Genomic DNA, 17,412 nt, shown 5'->3' with positions numbered 1-17,412 from the left:
CATTTCGGACGCAGAAGATGTATCGGATGCACCAGCCTCATCGCGAATGAATTCGCTCCCACTGGACTGCGCTACACCGCCGTCCCCCTGTAGGAGCGCGCTTGCCCGCGATGAGGGCATTCCAGACGCAGAAGATGCATCGGATGCAACGGCCTCATCGCGAACAAGTTCGCTCCTACCGATAAATCTGCGTGCCTGTTCAAGGCTCACCGCATGAAACATCACCTTGTCCCCAGCCTTGAGCTGGCCCAGTTGCCAAAGGTCCGCCTCGATGATGGTCACCGGGCAGACGAAGCCACCCAGAGATGGACCGTCCGGGCCGAGGATCACCGGCATATCACCGGTGAAATCCACTGCGCCAATCGCATACGGGTTGTCATGAATGTTCGACGGATGCAGTCCCGCCTCTCCGCCATCGGCCCGGACCCATTCCGGCTTCGGCCCGATCAGGCGCACGCCGGTGCGGCTGGAGTTGAAGTGCACTTCCCACTGGGTGGCGAAGAACGTCTGCATGTAATTTTCGGTGAAGTATTCAGGTGCCCCATGCGGGCCATAGATCACACGGATATGGCGCACGCTCGGCAAGTCCTCCAGTTGCTCTGAAGGGACCTGCTGCCCGGCGCTGCGATCAATCAACGGCGAAATATGCAGCACGTCGCCCGCCCGCAAAGCGCGCCCGCCGTGGCCACCAAACTGGCCCAGGGTGAACGTGCTTTTACTGCCCAGATAATCCGGCACATCCAGCCCGCCACGTACACACAGATAACTGCGCGCACCGGCCCCGGCAATTGTGCCCAGCGCCAGTTGTGAACCAGCGGGCACGAACACTGCTGTGTTCATTGGCTGCGGCTGACCGTCCAGCATCAGAGGAATAACGGCGCCGGTAACCGCCACCACAGCATCGGTGTTGAAGCGCAGCAGCGGGCCGCTCATGGTGATTTCCAGTGCAGCACAACCTTCGGCATTGCCCAGCAAACCGTTGCCCAAACGCAAAGCACGGCTGTCCATCGGACCTGAAGGCGGCACGCCTACCGCCCAGTAACCCAGGCGGCCAGGATAATCCTGGACGCTGGTTTGGGTACCGCCACTGAGCACTTCAAAGGTATCGGCCTGATAGACCAGACCTTCCAGGCAGCGAGTCCATGGCTGGCCACTGGCGAACGGTACGTCGGCGATAATCTGCCGCAGGTAATCGCGATTGGTCTCCACGCCATACAGGCGGGTTTCGCTCAAGGCATTGGCCAGTCCATCGCTGGCCAACTGGCGATTGGGGGCCCAACTGATCACCTTGGCGATCATCGGATCGAAGAACGGCGGGATTTCGCAGCCGGCTTCTACCCAGGTATCTATGCGCAAGCTTTTTCCATCCACAGCCGGGAAGTTCACCGCCGTCAGTAAGCCAGGGCAGGGCTGAAAATCCCGCCCTGGATCTTCGGCGTACAATCGCGCCTGAATGGCGTGGCCGCTGGGCTTGAGTGCGGCTTGCAGTTCCGACAACGGCGGTAGGTCACCGGCCGCCAGTTGCACCATCCAGCTGACCAGATCGACACCCCAGACTTGCTCGGTCACGCCGTGCTCGACTTGCAGGCGGGTGTTCACTTCAAGGAAATAGAAGCGCTGATCGTCGCTGTCGAAAACAAACTCCACAGTTCCTGCACTGCGATAGTTAACGGCTTTGGCAAGTTTGATCGCCGCCATGCACAGCGCTTCACCCATGCCGTCGGGCAAGTTTGGCGCAGGGGTTTCTTCGAGGACTTTCTGGTTACGCCGCTGTACGGAACAGTCACGCACGCCAAGGGCCAGCACTTCACCGCAACCGTCGCCGAAGACCTGCACTTCAAGGTGTCGGGCGCGCTGGATGTATTTCTCGATGAATACGCCGGAGTCGCTGAAATTGTTCTGCCCGAGACGTTTGACGGCCTCGAAGGATTCGCTCAGTTCTGCGGCAGTGCGGCAGACGCGCATGCCAATCCCGCCACCACCCGCGGTGCTTTTCAGCATCATCGGGTAGCCGATGATTTCCGCAGCGCTCAGGGCGGCTTCGACGCTGTCGAGTAGCTCGGTGCCTTCGAGCATTGGTACACCGTGCTTCTTCGCCAGCGCACGAGCGGTGTGCTTGAGGCCGAAGACCCGCAGTTGCTCGGGCGTTGGGCCCACGAAAGCGATCCCTGCGTCTTCACAAGCCTGAGCAAAGGCCGCGTTTTCCGAAAGAAAACCGTAACCGGGATGGATGGCTTTAGCGCCACTGGTTTTGGCGATGGCGAGGATTTTGTCCACCGCCAGATAGGTACCGGCTGCGCCGCCTTCACCCAGGCTGTGGGCTTCGTCGGCTTCCAGCAGGTGCAGGCTGGCAGCGTCCGCTTCGGAATACACTGCGACGCCTTTGACGTGCAGTGCACGCAAGGTTCGCAGGATGCGGCAGGCAATGGCGCCACGGTTGGCAATCAGCAGTTTGTCGAACATTTCTTGAACCCCGGAAGCCGATCAGCTCGACCTCAAACTGGGAAGCGGGCCGTCCCGCTATTGATGTGTCTGCACGAGGGTCGTCCGTCGTGGTGTGTTCAGGTGCTGCAAAATCTGGATTGCAATGGAGATTCCTTGTGGGAGCTGAGCTTGCTCGCGATAAGGCTAGACTCGGTTCACTTTGGATCGCGTCGAGCCTTATCGCGAGCAAGCTCTGCTCCCACAGGTATACATGCAGCCGGAGAGATCAATTCCAGACGTGCAATTCAGCCGGTGTCGGGTTGTAGCCGTTGCATGGGTTGTTCAATTGCGGGCAGTTGGAGATCAGCACGATCACGTCCATTTCTGCGCGCAGTTCCACGTACTTGCCGGGGGCGGAAATACCGTCCTCAAAGGTCAGCCCGCCATCAGCGGTGACCGGCACGTTCATGAAGAAGTTGATGTTTGGCCCGATGTCGCCTTTGCCCAGACGACCATCGTGGGCACAGGCGCGCAGGTAGTTGTCGCGGCAGCTGTGCATGTGGCGTTTTTCCAGGGCGTAACGCACGGTGTTGCTCTCTTGCGCGCAGGCACCGCCGAGGGTGTCGTGGCGACCACAGGTGTCATCGACGATGGTCAGCATCGGCTTGCCGAGATTGGAATACAGCACGCTGCCTGTGGTCAGGTAAACGCTGCCCTGACGGCGCAATGTGCGCTGTACGTCATAGCGCTCACGAGGGTTGGCAAGGCTGAAGAACAGCGTATCGATTGCCTGGTTGCCCTCCAGATCGAGGATGCGCAGGGTTTGCCCGGCCTTGAGTTCGGTCAGCGACGGCTCGCCTGCCGGGATGTGAGTAGTGGTGGTCGGGATGTTGGAATGCAGACTCATGACAATGCTCCTCAGGCGAACAGGCGGTCGGTGTTGATGAAACCGCGCTCGTTTTCCGGGCGGGACGTACGGCAGTGTTCGGCGACGCGGGCGTCGGCTTTCATCCAGCTCAACTGGACCGGTTGTGGCGCGTATTCCGGGTTCGGGTCCATGGGGTGTTGCAGAGCGGTGAGCACCACCAGCGTGTCCATCGGTGCGTACAGCTCGATGTAGTCACCCGCTTTGGAGTTGTTCGGCACGAAGTGCAGCTTGCCTGCGTCGTCAACGCTCACTCGGCTGAACAGGTTCAAGGTCATCAGCAGGTCGGATAACCCCAGGCCCCACTTGCCCAGCTCGACCAGCAGGTTGTCGACGCCGTTGCGGAAGAAGCCATTGCGCAGTTCCTGATAGCGGCCCTGGCCGTACTTGTCCGCGACTTCATCAGCGCAGAGCACGCCGCCGATGCTGTCGCTCCAGCCGCAGGTGTCAGCCGTAATCGCTGTCAATACGCGGCCCATGTCCGAATACAGGCAGTGGCCGCTGGTGAGTTTGGCGGTGTGTTGGCACTTGAGGCTGTCGGGCAGATTCAACCGCTCGGTTTTTTCGTTTGCGTTTAGCATCGTCAGGCTGACGTTTGCATTGCCATTCAAATCGGTCAGGCGCAGCAGCTCACCGCGCTTGAGGATGAAGGAACGATGGCCGCCACCGGGCAGCAGCTCTTCGGCAAAGACCGGGAATAACGTGTTTGTGGTCATGAGCAATGTCCTTTAAGCCTGTTGCAGCGAATCAAGCGCGGCGCGTGCGGCGCGGCGGTCGCTGTTCAGGGGGATGTCGTAAGTGATGCGCGCGCCATAAGCGCCGGGTGCGTGAGGGTCGATGCGCACTTTGTCGAAAACCAACAGACGAGTGCCGAGGTTGAAGCCTTCGGCCAGGTCGTGAGTGACCATGAACACGGTCAGTTGGGTCTCGCGCCACAGCTCCAGCAACAAGGCGTGCATGTCTTTGCGAATGCCAGGGTCGAGCGCGCCGAACGGTTCGTCGAGCAGCAGCACTCTGGGTTTCATGATCAGCGCTTGAGCAATGGCCAGCCGTTGTTGCATGCCGCCAGACAGCTGCGCGGGGTATTTGTCCAGTGCGTGACCGAGGCCGACTTTGTGCAGCAGATGCGCGGCCTGTTCCCTTGCTTCGCGCTTGGCTTTACCAAACAATCGACCAAGGAATGCCGAGCGTGGGAGCTCAAGACCCAGCGCGACGTTGTCCAGTACTGAAAGATGCGGGAACACCGAATAGCGCTGGAACACCACACCGCGACTGGCATCCGGCTCGCTCGCCAGTGCCTTGCCGTCCAGGGTGATGCAGCCTTTGCTGGCGACTTCCTGGCCCAGCAACAGGCGCAGAAAGGTCGACTTGCCGCAGCCCGAAGCGCCCACCAGTGTGCAGAACTCGCCTTCGGCGACGCTCAGGTTCAGGCCTTCCAGCACCACCAGGTCGTCGTACTGCTGCCAGACGTTATTGACTGAAATGAAGCTCATCCGCGTGCCCCCTCATACCAGGGAAAGGCTTTACGGGTCAACGCCTTGAGACCCCAATCCATGAGCCAGGCCAGCAGGGTGATCCAGACCACATAGGGAAGAATCACGTCCATGGCCAGATAACGCCTAACCAGAAAGATCCGATACCCAAGGCCATCGGTGGAGGCGATGGCTTCGGCGGCGATCAGGAACAACCAGGCCGAGCCCAGTACCAGTCGCAGAGCGATCAGCAGGCGTGGCAGCAATTGCGGCAGGATCACCCTCAGGATCAGCGTCCAGGTTGATGCGCCCAACGTCTGCGCCTTGATCAGCAACTCGACGGGAATTTCCCGGGCGCGCTGCTCAAGGTCGCGGGCCAGAATCGGCGTGATACCGATCACGATCAGCATCACTTTCGACAGTTCGCCCAACCCGAAGACAATGAACAGGATCGGCAGAATCGCCAGCGGTGGCACCATCGACAGCACCGTCAGTAAGGGCGACAACGGTGCGCCGAACAACGGCAGAATCCCCGAGGCAATGCCCAGGCACAGGCCCAGCAAGGCGCTGATACCCAAGCCGATAGCCAGACGTTGCAGACTGGAACCGGTGTCCTGCCACAGCAGATAGCCGCCGCTGCGTTGGTCCTCGGTGAAGGCCATGCGTTTTACTGCATCGGCCATCTGAACCGCACTGGGCAACAGCTTGTCGTTGGGGTTTTCCGTCAGCCGGGTTGCCGAGCCCGTGAAGTAGGCGAACAGCAGCAAGGCGAACGGCAGGAGCACCAGGATCAGGCGGCTGGCGCGATCCGGGCGGCGATTTATCAAGCGCATGGCAATGACCTTTCAGCGGGACCCGGATTACAACTTGCCGTCGGCAGCCATCTGCACGTAACTCGGATCGAAGTGCAGCTTCTGGTTGGCCTTGTCACCAGAGGTCACGCCATTGGCGAAGGTCATGCCCACCGCGCTGGAGTCTTTGGCACCTTCACCGAGCAGGCCATGCTCGAAGGAGAAGTTGGCGACTTTGCGCATGGTGTCCGGCAGCTGTTTGCTGGTGGCGAACTCAAGCGCTTCCTTGGGAGTGGCGAACAGTTTGGTGGTGTCCAGTTGCGCCTGGAAACCGGCCAGATCGGTGCCGGAAGCTTTGGCCATGTGCTCAAGAGCGGCTTTGCTCTGGGCGTTTTTCGCGTTCATCAGTGCGACCACTTCAAACCATGCGCCGGTAAGGGCTTTGCCCAGTGCCGGGTTGTCTTTCAGGGTCTGGGTGTTGACCACCATCATGTCCATGATCTCGCCAGGAATCTGGCTGGAGTTGAACACTTCAGTCACGCCGGGCTTGGCTTTGATGTCGGCCAGCATCGGGTTCCAGGTGGTGACGGCTTGCACGTCGTCAGTGTTGAAAGCCGCAGAGATATCCGCATCGGAGGTGTTGACCACTTTCAGGTCTTTTTCTGCAAGATCGACGCTGTCCAGCGCGCGGGCCAGCAGGTAGTGGGAAACGGAAAGCTCTACCAGGTTGACGTCCATGCCTTTGAGGTCGGCAACTTTCTTGCCGGTGCCCTTGATCACAATGCCATCGTTGCCGTTGGAGAAGTCGCTGACTACCAGCGCGGTGCTTTCTACGCCGCCCGCAGCCGGGATGGTCAGCGCGTCCATGTTGGTCATGGTGCAGCCATCGAACTGGCCAGCGGTGTATTGGTTGATGGATTCGACGTAGTCGTTGAGCTGGGTGACATCGATTTTGATATCGTACTTTTTCGCCCATTTATCGACGATGCCTTGAGTGCCTGCGTATTCCCAGGGCATCCAGCCGGCATAAATCGTCCAGCAAACATTGAATTCTTTTTTAACGGCGGCGTGTGCCGGGGAGAGGATCGATGCAGCGATGAGGCCTGCGGTGAGCAGACCTAATAGACGGGACTTTTGCATGTTTACCTCCAGTAGCGAAAGAAAGGCGATCAGGAGCAACGCGACACCACTGGTGTCCTGTCTCCCGGGCTTTTATCCCGCCGTGTAACCTCTACTGGAGGTCGCCAACTCTCGGACCAGCCACTCGCCAAAGGCGAGCCGGAACCCTAGTCAGCTATTGCAAATTGTGGTGCCGCGAACCTGAGTTGACTCCTGCACACGGTTTGTTAAGCGAGAGTTGTGCCAAGTCATGGAAAGGCCCGCACGCCGTGGCTGACAGCGATTCTGATGATTACTACGCTGATGCGTTTTGCTGTGACATGGTGCGCGAGCGCACTGCGATGGGGCGGCAGCTCGTCAGGTGACAGGCGGATCAGGGCACTGGAGGGTCTTTTTAATGTCTTATTTTCGTCTGTTGCAGTTTGATAGACGCCGACCAGCGTCGCTGGTGCGTGCACTACCGCGGTCCAGGAGGCCGCCATGTATCGACGAACCTTGCTCATCGTTTTGCTGACCCTGAGTCTCGCAGGTTGTTACACCGACTCAGGCTACTATTCCTCCCGGGTGACGGAGTTGCCGACCACTTACGGAACCAGTGTTTACTCTTACGACAATGGCTACAGCTCTAATTACTATCAGGAGCAGCGCATCTATGTAGCGCCTCAGCCTCGCTACTATTCAGTGCCACAGGTGCGTTATTACTCACCTCCGCCGGTGCGGTACTACGCGCCGCCTCCATTACCACGGTATTACCAGCCAGGCCGTCCGCCCGGCTACGGTTGGGGTGACAACCGTTATCGCGGCAACTCCGGGTACCGAAATTCGCCGCGTAATGACTTTCGCGGCAATCCAGGCCGACCCGGTCCTTCGTGGGGAAATGGTCATGGTGATGGCAGAGGCCACGGCGGTCCCGGCAGGGGCGGTGGACGAGGTGATGGTCGCGGCGGTCGCGGTGGCGATGGTCGAGGCGGACATCGGTAGGTGAATCAAAAACGGCGCTCCATTGGGGCGCCGTTTTTCTGTCTGATATGTATCTTCGGACTATCGGCTCATCACGCTTATCAACCTGCAGCTTTATAGTCACGCATGGTGACTCAGATATTCTCGAAGCGCTTTACGTGTCAGGTCATTAAGTGAAATTTTATCGCGGGTCGCGGCAACGCTGGCTGCCAAATGCAGGTCATGCCCGACCCTGACATTGAACGAGCCTTTGCAGGGCAATTCCGGGTCTTGCCCGAGAGTTGAGCAAGTATCCAGATAGTCATCTACCGCGTTACGAAAGGATTGAGATAGCTCCGCCACGGTTTCGCCTTCATAGTTCACCAGTGCGCGTATGAACTGAAGTTTTCCGAACAGGCAGTTATCTTCAGGGCTGGCTTCAATTGAACCGTAATAGCCCCGGTGCTGTAACAGCGTACTCATGAAATCAGACCTCCCGCTTTCAGATGCTCGATAACCTGTCGTTTAACGTATGCCTTTATCTCATTGCCTGGATGGGGGCGATGCAGGTTTATCATCGCTTGAGCATTGCCGTTATCAAATTTGACGCGGCTGCCATCACCCTCGATTTGCTTGTAGCCGAAACCTTTCAACAGCGCGACCAGTTCTGGCCAGCTAAATCCCGATTGCCTGTTCAGTAGCTTGGCGAGCAGCTTTTCTTGCTTGGACATCCAGCCTCCATTCCGTGCGACTGATTCTAGTCGCAAGCGGAAAAGAGGTCAAACGGAGCTTGGCCCGGTGATGTCGAGCAAAAAATTCAATATGCCGACAAATCCGCCAACGGATGCCGTCCTTCCCACGCCTTGCTGAAGTGCGCATCGATTACCGCCAGCGGAATCGTCGCGACGTCCTGCCAATGCCAGTGGGGCGTGTTGTCTTTGTCGATGAGCCGCGCACGCACGCCCTCGCTGAACTCCGGATGGCGGCAGCAATTGAGGCTGATGGCGTATTCCATTTGCAGCACTTCAGCCAGCGACATGTGGCGGGCGCGCTGGATTTGTTCCCAGACGAGGTGTGCAGTGAGCGGGCAGCCGTGGGTCAGGTTTTTTGCGGCGCGGGCCAGCAGTACGTCATCGCTGTGCTGCAAGTGGCTGATCGCATTCCACGCGCAGGGCAGGTTGCCGACGTCGAGCAATTCGTCGATCTGCCCTCGGCGTGGCAACCATTGCGCCTCTGGCAATCGACCAAGGGCTTCGTGTTGCAGGGCCTTGAGCAGGCTATTGAGCTGGATTGAGGTTTGCTCCTGCCAGTTCAATTGCTGCAGGCCTTCGATCAAATCCTCCTGTTGCTCATCAAGCATGAAGCGATCAGCCAGATCCAGATCCAGAGCGTCATGCGCATTGATGTGAGCGCCAGTCAGTCCCAGAAACAGGCCGAGCTTGCCGGGTAGACGTGACAGGAACCAACTGGCGCCAACGTCCGGAAACAGCCCTATGCTGATTTCCGGCATGGCCAGCCGACTGCTCGGCGTCACAATCCGCGTGCTTGCGCCTTGCAACAGACCCATGCCGCCACCGAGCACGTAGCCGTGGCCCCAGCAGATCAGGGGTTTGGGATAAGTGTGCAGGCTGTAGTCGAGTCGATACTCGGCGGCGAAGAAGTTGGCGGCCAGGGGTGGAACTTCGCCGGGGTGTTCACGACACTGATCAACCAGCGAGCGGACGTCGCCACCGGCACAGAACGCCTTCGCGCCCTTGCCGCGCAGCAGAACGCAGACGATTTTTTCATCGCTGGCCCAGGCATCGAGCCGTTCTTGCAGGTCGAGGATCATGGGCAGCGATAGCGCGTTCAACGATTGTTCGGCGTCCAGAGTGGCAATGCCGATGCGTGCGCCATCCTGAGCCGGGAATTCTTCAAATTGCAGATTCATCGTGACCTCTCGAGGGCAATGCATGTATCCAACACAGGTGTGATAGTCCTGCGTCGGGTTAAGTTGCATGAGGTTCAGTGTAGGAAAAGGTTGGGTGCGACGAGCTGATTTGACATTGGCGGCCAGCTTTCCTAGTGTCCGCGCATTGATTTCAGGGTGTGACCATGACAAGCGACGACCGCATCAAACTTGACCCCAGCTGGAAGCAGGCACTGCGTGAGGAGTTCGAAAAGCCTTACATGGGCCTGTTGCGTGAGTTCCTGCGCCAGGAACATGCAGCAGGCAAGGAAATCTACCCGCCGGGCCCGCTGATTTTCAACGCGCTGAATTCGACCCCGCTGGATAAGGTCAAGGTGGTGATTCTTGGGCAGGACCCGTACCACGGTCCGGGTCAGGCTCACGGCTTGTGCTTTTCGGTCCAGCCGGGCGTGCCTGCGCCACCTTCGCTGGTCAACATCTATAAAGAGTTGAAGCGTGACCTGAACATTGATATCCCTCGCCACGGCCACTTGCAATCCTGGGCCGATCAAGGGGTCTTGATGCTCAATACCACGCTGACCGTAGAGCGCGCCAATGCTGCGTCCCACGCCGGCAAAGGCTGGCAGCATTTCACCGATAAGGTCATCGAGACGGTCAGCGCCCAGCAGCCGCATCTGGTGTTCATGTTGTGGGGCGCCCATGCGCAGAGCAAACAGAAACTGGTCGATGCCACCAAACACCTTGTGCTGACGTCGGTGCATCCTTCGCCGCTTTCGGCCTATAAAGGCTTTCTGGGGTGTGGGCATTTCAGCAGGGCGAACAAGTATCTTGAGCAGAACGGTATGGCGCCGATTGAGTGGCGATTGCCGCAGGATTGATGAGATCACATCTTTTGCAGGAGCTGCCGAAGGCTGCGAAGGCGGTGTGACATGGAAATCGTTTCGCAGCCTTCGGCAGCTCCTGCATAAAACGCTAATCTCCAGCCCGTCGATTCCAATACCGAAAAATCGGCTCGGCCAAAAACAGTACAAACAACAATCTCATTACCTGCATCGCAGTCACCAAGGGTACTGATAGCTGCAGGACTTCGGCTGTCAGGCTCATTTCCGCAATGCCGCCAGGCATCATTCCCAGGGTCAACGAGCGCAAGTCGAGATGAGTCGCGGTGCTCAGGGCGAAAGCGGCGAGGGCTGCGATAAACATGGTCAGGGCAGTGCCGAGCAGTGTCCGGGCTATAAATGACGGTGCGCGGCGAAAGAACTGGCGATTGAAGTGGCAACCTAGCCCGCTGCCGATCAACCACTGACCGGTCTGGCTGCTGCCGTCCGGCAGGCCAATATGCAGATCGAAGCTGACGCTGATGGCCGCACTGACCAGTAAAGGCCCGAACAACCAGGGATTGGGCTGCTTCAACCGTTGCCAGAGCCAGGCCACCGCCGCACCCAGCGGGAACAATACCGCCAGCCACAGCCAGTTGACGCTTCCAGCGTGAACAATCGGCGTGCCTTCACCCATCAGGTATTTGAAGATTGCCGGAACGCAAAGTACCACCGTCAGTACCCGCAGGCTTTGCCCGGCGGCGACGCTACTGAGGATGGCGCCATTGCGTGAACCGAGGTTGACCATTTCCCCCGAGCCACCGGGCATGCTGGAAAAGAACGCCGTTGCGCGGTCTTCTCCGGTACGAAGCATGAGCCACACACCCACCACACTGGAAATACTGGTGATCAGTGCCGCGAAAAAAATAAGCCCGAAGTGCGCCAGGACTTGCTCGATCACCACCGGGGTGAAGTGCAAGCCAATACCAATGCCGACAATCCATTGGCCGCATTTGCGGCCGCCGGGTATTTCGGCCAGTTGCCAGGGTGTCAGGCACCGAACGAGGATGATCGCCAACAGCGAGCCGACCATCCAGGGAAGAGGCCAGCCGACCTGGCTGGCGAGGTAACCGCCAGCCAGGCCGACCAGCGGTGTTGCCCACCAGCTTTTGAAAGGTCTATCAGACACTGGTCGCTGCACTGCGTTGGGCATTGCGCTTGCGCCAGATACGGATAACCGGGAACAGCAGCATGACGATGGTCAGCGCCCAGACGCCCATGGTGATCGGGCTGGACCACAGAATCTCCATTGCACCGTTGGAAATCGACAGTGCGCGACGCAGGTTCTGCTCCATCAAACCGCCCAGGATGAAGCCCAGCAGGATTGGCGACAGCGGGAAATCCAGCTTGCGCAGGATGTAACCGAAGATGCCGATGCCGACCATCAGGAACAGGTCGAAGGTGGTGGCATGCACAGCATAGACGCCGATCCCGGTGATGATTGCAATCACAGGCACCAGTGCCCAGTTCGGCACATTGAGGATGCGCGTGAAGATGCGGATCATCGGAATGTTGAGGATCACCAGCATGATGTTGGCGATGAACAACGAAGCGATAAGGCCCCAGACGATGTCCGGTTGCTGTTGGAACAGCATGGGCCCCGGTGTGATGTTGTACAGCGACAATGCGCCGATCATCACCGCTGTGGTGCCCGAACCTGGAACCCCCAGTGTCAGCATGGGCACCAGAGCGCCGCACGCTGAAGCACCAATAGCCGTTTCAGGGGCGGCCAGACCGCGCATGTCGCCTTGGCCGAACTTGCCACTGGCACCAGCAATACGCTTCTCGGTCATGTACGCCACTGCGCTGGCCAGTGTTGCACCGGCACCCGGCAGTACGCCCATGATGAAACCCAGCAAGCCGCAGCGAATGTTCACCACGAACACCGAGCCCGCTTCCTTGAGGTTGAACATCATGCGGCCGGTGGCTTTTACCGCTTCCTGACCACGGTGGGTTTTTTCCAGCAGCAAGAGAATTTCGCTGATGGAAAACAGACCCAGTACCAACACCACAAACTGGATACCGTCAGTCAGGTGGATGTTGTCACCGGTGAAGCGGTATACGCCGCTGTTGGCATCGATCCCGACGGCCGACAGGAACAGACCGATCAAGGCTGCAATAAAGGTTTTGACGGGCCGGTCACCCGCCATGCCTCCAAGGCAGACAATGGCAAACACCATCAGCACGAAGTATTCCGCAGGTCCAAAGGCTATCGCCCATTTCGCCAGTAGCGGGGCGAACAGCACCATGCCGCAGGTGGCGATAAAGGCACCAATGAATGAGCTCCATGCCGACAATGACAGGGCGACGCCTGCCAGGCCTTGACGGGCCATTGGGTAGCCGTCGAGGGTAGTCATGACGGTCGATGCTTCGCCTGGAATGTTCAGCAGGATCGAGCTGATTCGGCCGCCGTATTCACAGCCTAGATACACTGCTGCCAACAGGATCAGCGCCGATTCCGGCGGCAGGCCCAGGGCAAAGGCAATCGGGATCAACAACGCAACACCGTTGATCGGGCCCAGGCCCGGGAGCAGCCCGACCACCGTGCCGATCAGGGTTCCGGACAGTGCGGTAATGAGGTTGTAAGGAGTCAGTGCAACGCCGAAGCCCTGGCCCAGATAGCTGAAAGTATCCATTTATTAGTTCTCCAGAACGTCGAGCAGGCCCAGGGGCAACGGTACGTCCATGGCTTTATCGAAAAGCAGGTAAAGACCGACGCTCATCAGAATCACCACGATCACGCTGGGTACCCAGCGGCCGCCATACAGGCGTGCCATGGGGATGCCGATCAGAATGCTGCTGAGGATGAAGCCCAGTGGTTCGAAGGTGCCGGCAAAAATCAGCAGCAAGGCCACGCATGCGACGATCTTGACGATGGTGTCGCGATCCAGCGCGGGCTCTTCTTCGGTGTGCACAATGGCGGCCGGGCGGAACAGCATGTAAAGCAAGGCCAGGCTCATCAACCCCAGCATCAGCAGGGGAAAAGCCCGGGGACCAACCGGCTCGTAGGAGAACGGCGCCTGATAGGGCCAAGCCATGACTGCCAGACCGGCGCAAACCAGCAGCAGTACAGCGGCAAAAATACGTTGGATCACCATGGTGAAAGCTCCCGGGTTGCGCTGCCGCGCAGGCAGCTGCAACCACTAGTCAGTCAATCGATCACTGAATCAGGCCGAATTCCTTGGCCAGGGTCTTGTAGTCAGCAACCTGCTTCTTCACGTAGGTGTCCAGCTCGGCACCGGTCATGGCGAAGGGGAACAGTTCACGCTGGTCACGCAGCTTGGCGAACTCTTCCGAAGCCAGCAGTTTGTCGAACGCGGCTTTCCACCAGTCGTACTCTGCGTCGGTGACTTTTGGCCCCAGATAGAAGCCGCGAACCACGGGCCAGACGATGTCGTAGCCTTGCTCTTTGGCGGTCGGAATGTTCTTCATTTCCGGCTCATCCAGGCGCTTCTCGGAGAACACGGCCAGCAGGCGCATGTCGCCACTGAGGATGTGCGGCATGGAGTCGGAAATGTCAGTACTGCCCACCTGGATGTGGCCGCCGAGCAGTGCAGTAGCGATTTCACCGCCGCCTTCGAGGGCGACATAACGCAAGTCGCGCGGGTTGATCCCGGCAGCCTTGGCGATCAGTGCGGTTTGCATCCAGTCCTGGCTACCGACGGTGCCGCCGGAGCCGATCACGACTTTGCTTGGGTCAGCCTTGAGCGCCTTGACCAGATCGTCGAGGGTTTTGTAAGGCGAATCGCTCTTCACTGCGATGGCGCCGTAGCTGGTTCCCACTGCGGCCAGCCAGCGCACAGCGCCCTCGTCAAATCGGCCGAACTTGCCTTGCGCCAGATTCAACAGCGAACCGCTTGACCACGCCACCAACGTGCCCGCATCAGCAGGACGCTGTGCTACAACCGCGTTATAAGCCACAGCACCGACACCACCGGGCATGTAGGTCACACGCATCGGTTTGGTAAGGATTTTCTCGTTGATCAGTGCGCTCTGGACCAGTTTGCAGGTCAGGTCGAAGCCGCCACCGGGCGAGGCCGGGGCGATACATTCAGGGCGCTTGGGTTCGTCGGCCGCGAACAGTTGCGTGGCGAGCATCATGCAGCCAGCAGCCAGTGCGAAGCGACGCAAGGATAAAGTCATGGTCAGTCTCCAGATTTTTGTTTTTGGGGGTGGAACGGGTGTTCGATCCGGTTTTACAGGCGGCCACAAGGGGGCACGCCAGTAAGCGGCTTCATCGCAGTGAATGAATATCGAAAGGCAACGAGAATGCGCCCGCAATGAAATGCGTGCAGCGGCCGGTCAAGGCGAAAGCGTCAGGATAGGAATTGCAGGCGTGCGAGATAGCCCTGGACATTGGCTGTGTCATGGTCGACTCCATTCTTGTTCTTATTGTGAAAGCACATCATGGTGCTTTTCTTTACGGCCGCTGAAACGGCGCGGTTTGTCGCTAAACATCCCGATGCTAAACACCGAAACTTTCATAAACCTTTCAGCTACCTTTCAATGACCATATAAATTGCGTTTAGAGCTGTTTCAATACTTCACAGCATGTAACGCGCCTGTAAACTCCGGGCTCCACAAAAGCCACGCACTCAGGAGAAGTCGATGCGTGTTCTTCTCGTCGAAGATCATCTGCAATTAGCCGAAAGCGTTGCCCAGGCCCTTAAAGGGGCCGGGCTGACCGTCGATGTATTGCACGATGGTGTGGCGGCTGATCTGGCGTTGAGCAGCGAAGAATATGCTGCGGTGATTCTCGATGTCGGCCTGCCGCGCATGGATGGCTTTGAAGTACTGGCGCGGCTGCGCGGGCGGGGCAAGAACCTGCCCGTCCTGATGCTGACTGCGCGCAGTGACGTGAAGGATCGCGTTCATGGCCTCAATCTTGGGGCTGACGATTATCTGGCTAAACCGTTTGAGCTTTCCGAGCTGGAAGCCCGGGTCAAAGCCTTGCTGCGCCGCAGCGTGCTGGGTGGCGAACGGCAGCAGCGCTGTGGCGTGCTGGCTTACGATCTGGATACTCGCCGATTCACCTTGGGCGATGAATTGCTGACGCTGACGTCTCGGGAGCAGGCAGTGCTTGAAGCGCTTATTGCCCGGCCTGGCAGGGTGATGAGCAAGGAGCAGGTGGCCTCTCAGGTGTTTGGCCTGGATGAGGAAGCCAGCGCCGATGCTATCGAAATCTATGTGCATCGACTGCGTAAAAAACTCGACGGCCATCCGGTGGCGATCGTGACCTTCCGCGGCCTTGGCTATTTGCTGGAAAGCCGCGATGAGCAGCCATAACAGCCTGCGCTGGCGGTTGCTGTGGAATCTGGGCGTATTGCTCACCGTCCTGATGCTGGCCAGCGGGCTCAGCGCTTACTGGAATGGCCGGGAAGCAGCTGACATCGCTTACGACCGAACCTTGCTGGCATCGGCGCGAACGATTGCTGCGGGTGTTTCCCAGCGTGATGGAACCCTGAGCGCCGATGTGCCTTATATCGCTCTGGACACCTTCGCTTACGACAGCGCGGGTCGCATCTATTACCAGGTCAATGACATCAACCGTAAGCTGATTTCCGGCTATGAAAATCTGCCGCCTCCGCCTCCCGGTACGTTGCGCACCGATGATTACCCGGCGCTGGCGAGCTTCTATACCGCTCGCTATCAAGGACAATCGGTGCGAGTGGTCAGTCTGCTCAAGCCGGTCAGCGAGCCAAACATGAACGGCATGGCCGAGATTCGTGTTGCCGAGACCGAAGAAGCCCGGGTCAGCATGGCGCGCAGTTTGATGGCCGACACGCTGTTGCGTCTGGGCATGCTGGGTGCCGGTGCGTTACTGCTCGTGTGGTTCACGGTCAGTGCCGCGTTGCGGCCTCTGGAGCGCTTGCGTACTGAAGTCGAATCACGTCAGCCCGATGATTTGCGTGCCTTGCCTTTGGTTGAGGTTCAGCACGAGCTGCATCCACTGGTTAACGCGCTCAACCACTTTACCGAGCGTCTGCGTCAGCAATTCGAGCGACAGGCACAATTTATCGCTGATGCCGCCCATGAGTTGCGTACCCCTTTGGCAGCGCTTAAAGCACGGGTCGAGCTGGGGCTGCGTGATCCAGAACCCGCACATTGGCGCACGACGCTTGAGGCGGCGGCACAGGGCACTGATCGCCTGACTCATCTGGCCAATCAGTTGTTGTCGCTGGCACGCATTGAGAATGGTGCGCGCGCGATTGCGGAGGGTGGGGCGCAGACACTGGATCTGAGTCAGTTGGCTCGCGAACTGGGCATGGCGATGGCGCCGCTAGCCCACGCTCACGGCGTTTCCCTTGCCCTTGAAGCGGATGAGCCGGTCTGGCTGCGGGGTGAGCCGACACTGCTTAACGAGTTGCTGAGCAACCTTATCGATAACGCGCTGGCGCACACACCTTCAGGCGGTAACGTGATCCTGCGGGTCAGTGCGCCGGGCGTACTAGAGGTCGAGGATGATGGTCCGGGCATTCCCGAGGCTGAACGCAGTCGCGTCTTCGAGCGCTTCTACCGCAGCCGTCAGCAGGGCAAGGGGTCAGGTCTTGGATTGGCGATTGTCGGCGAGATATGCCGCGCGCATCTGGCGCAGATCAGTCTTCATGACGGCGCTGCAGGTGGGTTGAAGGTGCGGGTGAGTTTTATAGCGGCGCAGTAGGCTTTGAGCCATTGGCAAATCTGTGGGAGTGGGCGGCATTGCGACCTGCTCGCGATAAACGATAAGGCGGTATGTTTCCAGGCTGCGTCTCATGCATCGCGGGCAAGCCACGCTCCCACATAGACCGCGCTATTCTGTAGGACCGGCCGGGCGGCGTTCCGCTTTAGCCGGGAGGAAGTCCGAATGTTCGCTAAATTTTCTTTAGCGACATACCGCTCTCCCGGCTAAAGCCGGTCCTATGTATGGACTCGCCCCTACATTCAACCTGCTTTTGAACACTGCTACCCGGTTGCA

Annotated in this window: 17 protein-coding genes and 1 riboswitch; of the genes, 4 read left to right on the top strand and 13 right to left on the bottom strand. The window is 58.8% G+C overall.

Annotated elements, in window-relative coordinates; genetic code table 11:
- The 6 genes from RX972_RS17295 to RX972_RS17270 form a co-directional block, all read right to left on the bottom strand.
- On the bottom strand, positions 1-2,463 hold a 2,463-nt coding region (locus tag RX972_RS17295; RefSeq protein WP_316877379.1), incomplete at its 3' end, for a 5-oxoprolinase/urea amidolyase family protein.
- A gap of 247 nt (positions 2,464-2,710) precedes the next feature.
- Positions 2,711-3,331 carry an urea amidolyase associated protein UAAP2 gene (locus tag RX972_RS17290; protein ID WP_027899752.1) on the bottom strand — a complete coding sequence of 207 codons (621 nt, stop codon included), beginning with the start codon at positions 3,329-3,331 and terminating at the stop codon, positions 2,711-2,713.
- Positions 3,332-3,342: 11 nt separating this feature from the next.
- Positions 3,343-4,065 carry an urea amidolyase associated protein UAAP1 gene (locus tag RX972_RS17285; protein ID WP_316877376.1) on the bottom strand — a complete coding sequence of 241 codons (723 nt, stop codon included), beginning with the start codon at positions 4,063-4,065 and terminating at the stop codon, positions 3,343-3,345.
- Between the two features lie 12 nt (positions 4,066-4,077).
- Entirely contained in the window at positions 4,078-4,842 is a 765-nt protein-coding gene (locus RX972_RS17280; protein WP_316877374.1) for an ABC transporter ATP-binding protein, read from the bottom strand.
- A complete protein-coding gene (locus RX972_RS17275) occupies positions 4,839-5,654 on the bottom strand; it encodes an ABC transporter permease (protein ID WP_027899755.1) in 816 nt (271 codons plus the stop codon). The genes RX972_RS17280 and RX972_RS17275 overlap by 4 nt, the downstream gene beginning before the upstream one ends.
- A 27-nt stretch (positions 5,655-5,681) precedes the next feature.
- Complete coding sequence (locus tag RX972_RS17270) at positions 5,682-6,752, bottom strand: putative urea ABC transporter substrate-binding protein (RefSeq protein WP_122708026.1); 1,071 nt, start codon at positions 6,750-6,752, stop codon at positions 5,682-5,684.
- 59 nt (positions 6,753-6,811) lie between these two features.
- Positions 6,812-6,913: riboswitch (guanidine-I (ykkC/yxkD leader) on the bottom strand.
- A 298-nt stretch (positions 6,914-7,211) separates the two neighbouring features.
- Here RX972_RS17270 and RX972_RS17265 point away from each other — a divergent pair.
- Positions 7,212-7,712, top strand: a complete 501-nt coding sequence (locus tag RX972_RS17265; protein WP_231677808.1) for a hypothetical protein — start codon at positions 7,212-7,214, stop codon at positions 7,710-7,712.
- A 99-nt stretch (positions 7,713-7,811) separates the two neighbouring features.
- Here RX972_RS17265 and RX972_RS17260 read toward each other — a convergent pair whose 3' ends face one another.
- From RX972_RS17260 to RX972_RS17250, 3 genes are all read right to left on the bottom strand, one after another.
- Complete coding sequence (locus RX972_RS17260) at positions 7,812-8,153, bottom strand: type II toxin-antitoxin system HicB family antitoxin (protein ID WP_122398368.1); 342 nt, start codon at positions 8,151-8,153, stop codon at positions 7,812-7,814.
- The gene (locus tag RX972_RS17255; protein ID WP_099268543.1) at positions 8,150-8,401 is read right to left on the bottom strand and encodes a type II toxin-antitoxin system HicA family toxin; all 252 of its coding nucleotides are present in this window, start codon (positions 8,399-8,401) and stop codon (positions 8,150-8,152) included. The genes RX972_RS17260 and RX972_RS17255 overlap by 4 nt, the downstream gene beginning before the upstream one ends.
- 86 nt (positions 8,402-8,487) lie before the next feature.
- Positions 8,488-9,600: an enoyl-CoA hydratase/isomerase family protein gene (locus tag RX972_RS17250; RefSeq protein ID WP_316877369.1), complete on the bottom strand. Its 1,113-nt coding sequence runs from the start codon at positions 9,598-9,600 to the stop codon at positions 8,488-8,490.
- Between the two features lie 164 nt (positions 9,601-9,764).
- Here RX972_RS17250 and ung point away from each other — a divergent pair, with 164 nt between their 5' ends.
- A complete protein-coding gene (gene ung, locus RX972_RS17245) occupies positions 9,765-10,457 on the top strand; it encodes a uracil-DNA glycosylase (protein WP_316877367.1) in 693 nt (230 codons plus the stop codon).
- 94 nt (positions 10,458-10,551) lie between these two features.
- Here ung and RX972_RS17240 read toward each other — a convergent pair whose 3' ends face one another.
- The 4 genes from RX972_RS17240 to RX972_RS17225 all read right to left on the bottom strand — a co-directional run bounded on the left by RX972_RS17240 (position 10,552) and on the right by RX972_RS17225 (position 14,606).
- A complete protein-coding gene (locus RX972_RS17240; protein ID WP_263270696.1) occupies positions 10,552-11,586 on the bottom strand; it encodes an AbrB family transcriptional regulator in 1,035 nt (344 codons plus the stop codon).
- The gene (locus RX972_RS17235; RefSeq protein WP_027899762.1) at positions 11,579-13,093 is read right to left on the bottom strand and encodes a tripartite tricarboxylate transporter permease; all 1,515 of its coding nucleotides are present in this window, start codon (positions 13,091-13,093) and stop codon (positions 11,579-11,581) included. The genes RX972_RS17240 and RX972_RS17235 overlap by 8 nt, the downstream gene beginning before the upstream one ends.
- A 3-nt stretch (positions 13,094-13,096) precedes the next feature.
- A complete protein-coding gene (locus RX972_RS17230) occupies positions 13,097-13,555 on the bottom strand; it encodes a tripartite tricarboxylate transporter TctB family protein (RefSeq protein WP_027899763.1) in 459 nt (152 codons plus the stop codon).
- 61 nt (positions 13,556-13,616) lie between these two features.
- Positions 13,617-14,606 carry a Bug family tripartite tricarboxylate transporter substrate binding protein gene (locus RX972_RS17225; protein WP_164581656.1) on the bottom strand — a complete coding sequence of 330 codons (990 nt, stop codon included), beginning with the start codon at positions 14,604-14,606 and terminating at the stop codon, positions 13,617-13,619.
- Positions 14,607-15,065: 459 nt separating this feature from the next.
- Here RX972_RS17225 and RX972_RS17220 point away from each other — a divergent pair, with 459 nt between their 5' ends.
- Together RX972_RS17220 and RX972_RS17215 are read left to right on the top strand one after the other, a co-directional pair.
- On the top strand, positions 15,066-15,743 hold the full coding sequence (locus tag RX972_RS17220; protein ID WP_027899765.1) for a response regulator: 678 nt from the start codon (positions 15,066-15,068) through the stop codon (positions 15,741-15,743).
- Positions 15,730-17,118 carry a sensor histidine kinase gene (locus RX972_RS17215; RefSeq protein ID WP_231677811.1) on the top strand — a complete coding sequence of 463 codons (1,389 nt, stop codon included), beginning with the start codon at positions 15,730-15,732 and terminating at the stop codon, positions 17,116-17,118. Before RX972_RS17220 ends, RX972_RS17215 begins: the two co-directional genes overlap by 14 nt.
- Positions 17,119-17,412 lie beyond the last annotated feature (294 nt).

It is taken from the genome of Pseudomonas syringae group sp. J309-1, assembly GCF_032582135.1.
Taxonomy (GTDB): domain Bacteria; phylum Pseudomonadota; class Gammaproteobacteria; order Pseudomonadales; family Pseudomonadaceae; genus Aquipseudomonas; species Aquipseudomonas quasicaspiana.
This window is presented reverse-complemented; position numbering and strand designations above follow the sequence as displayed.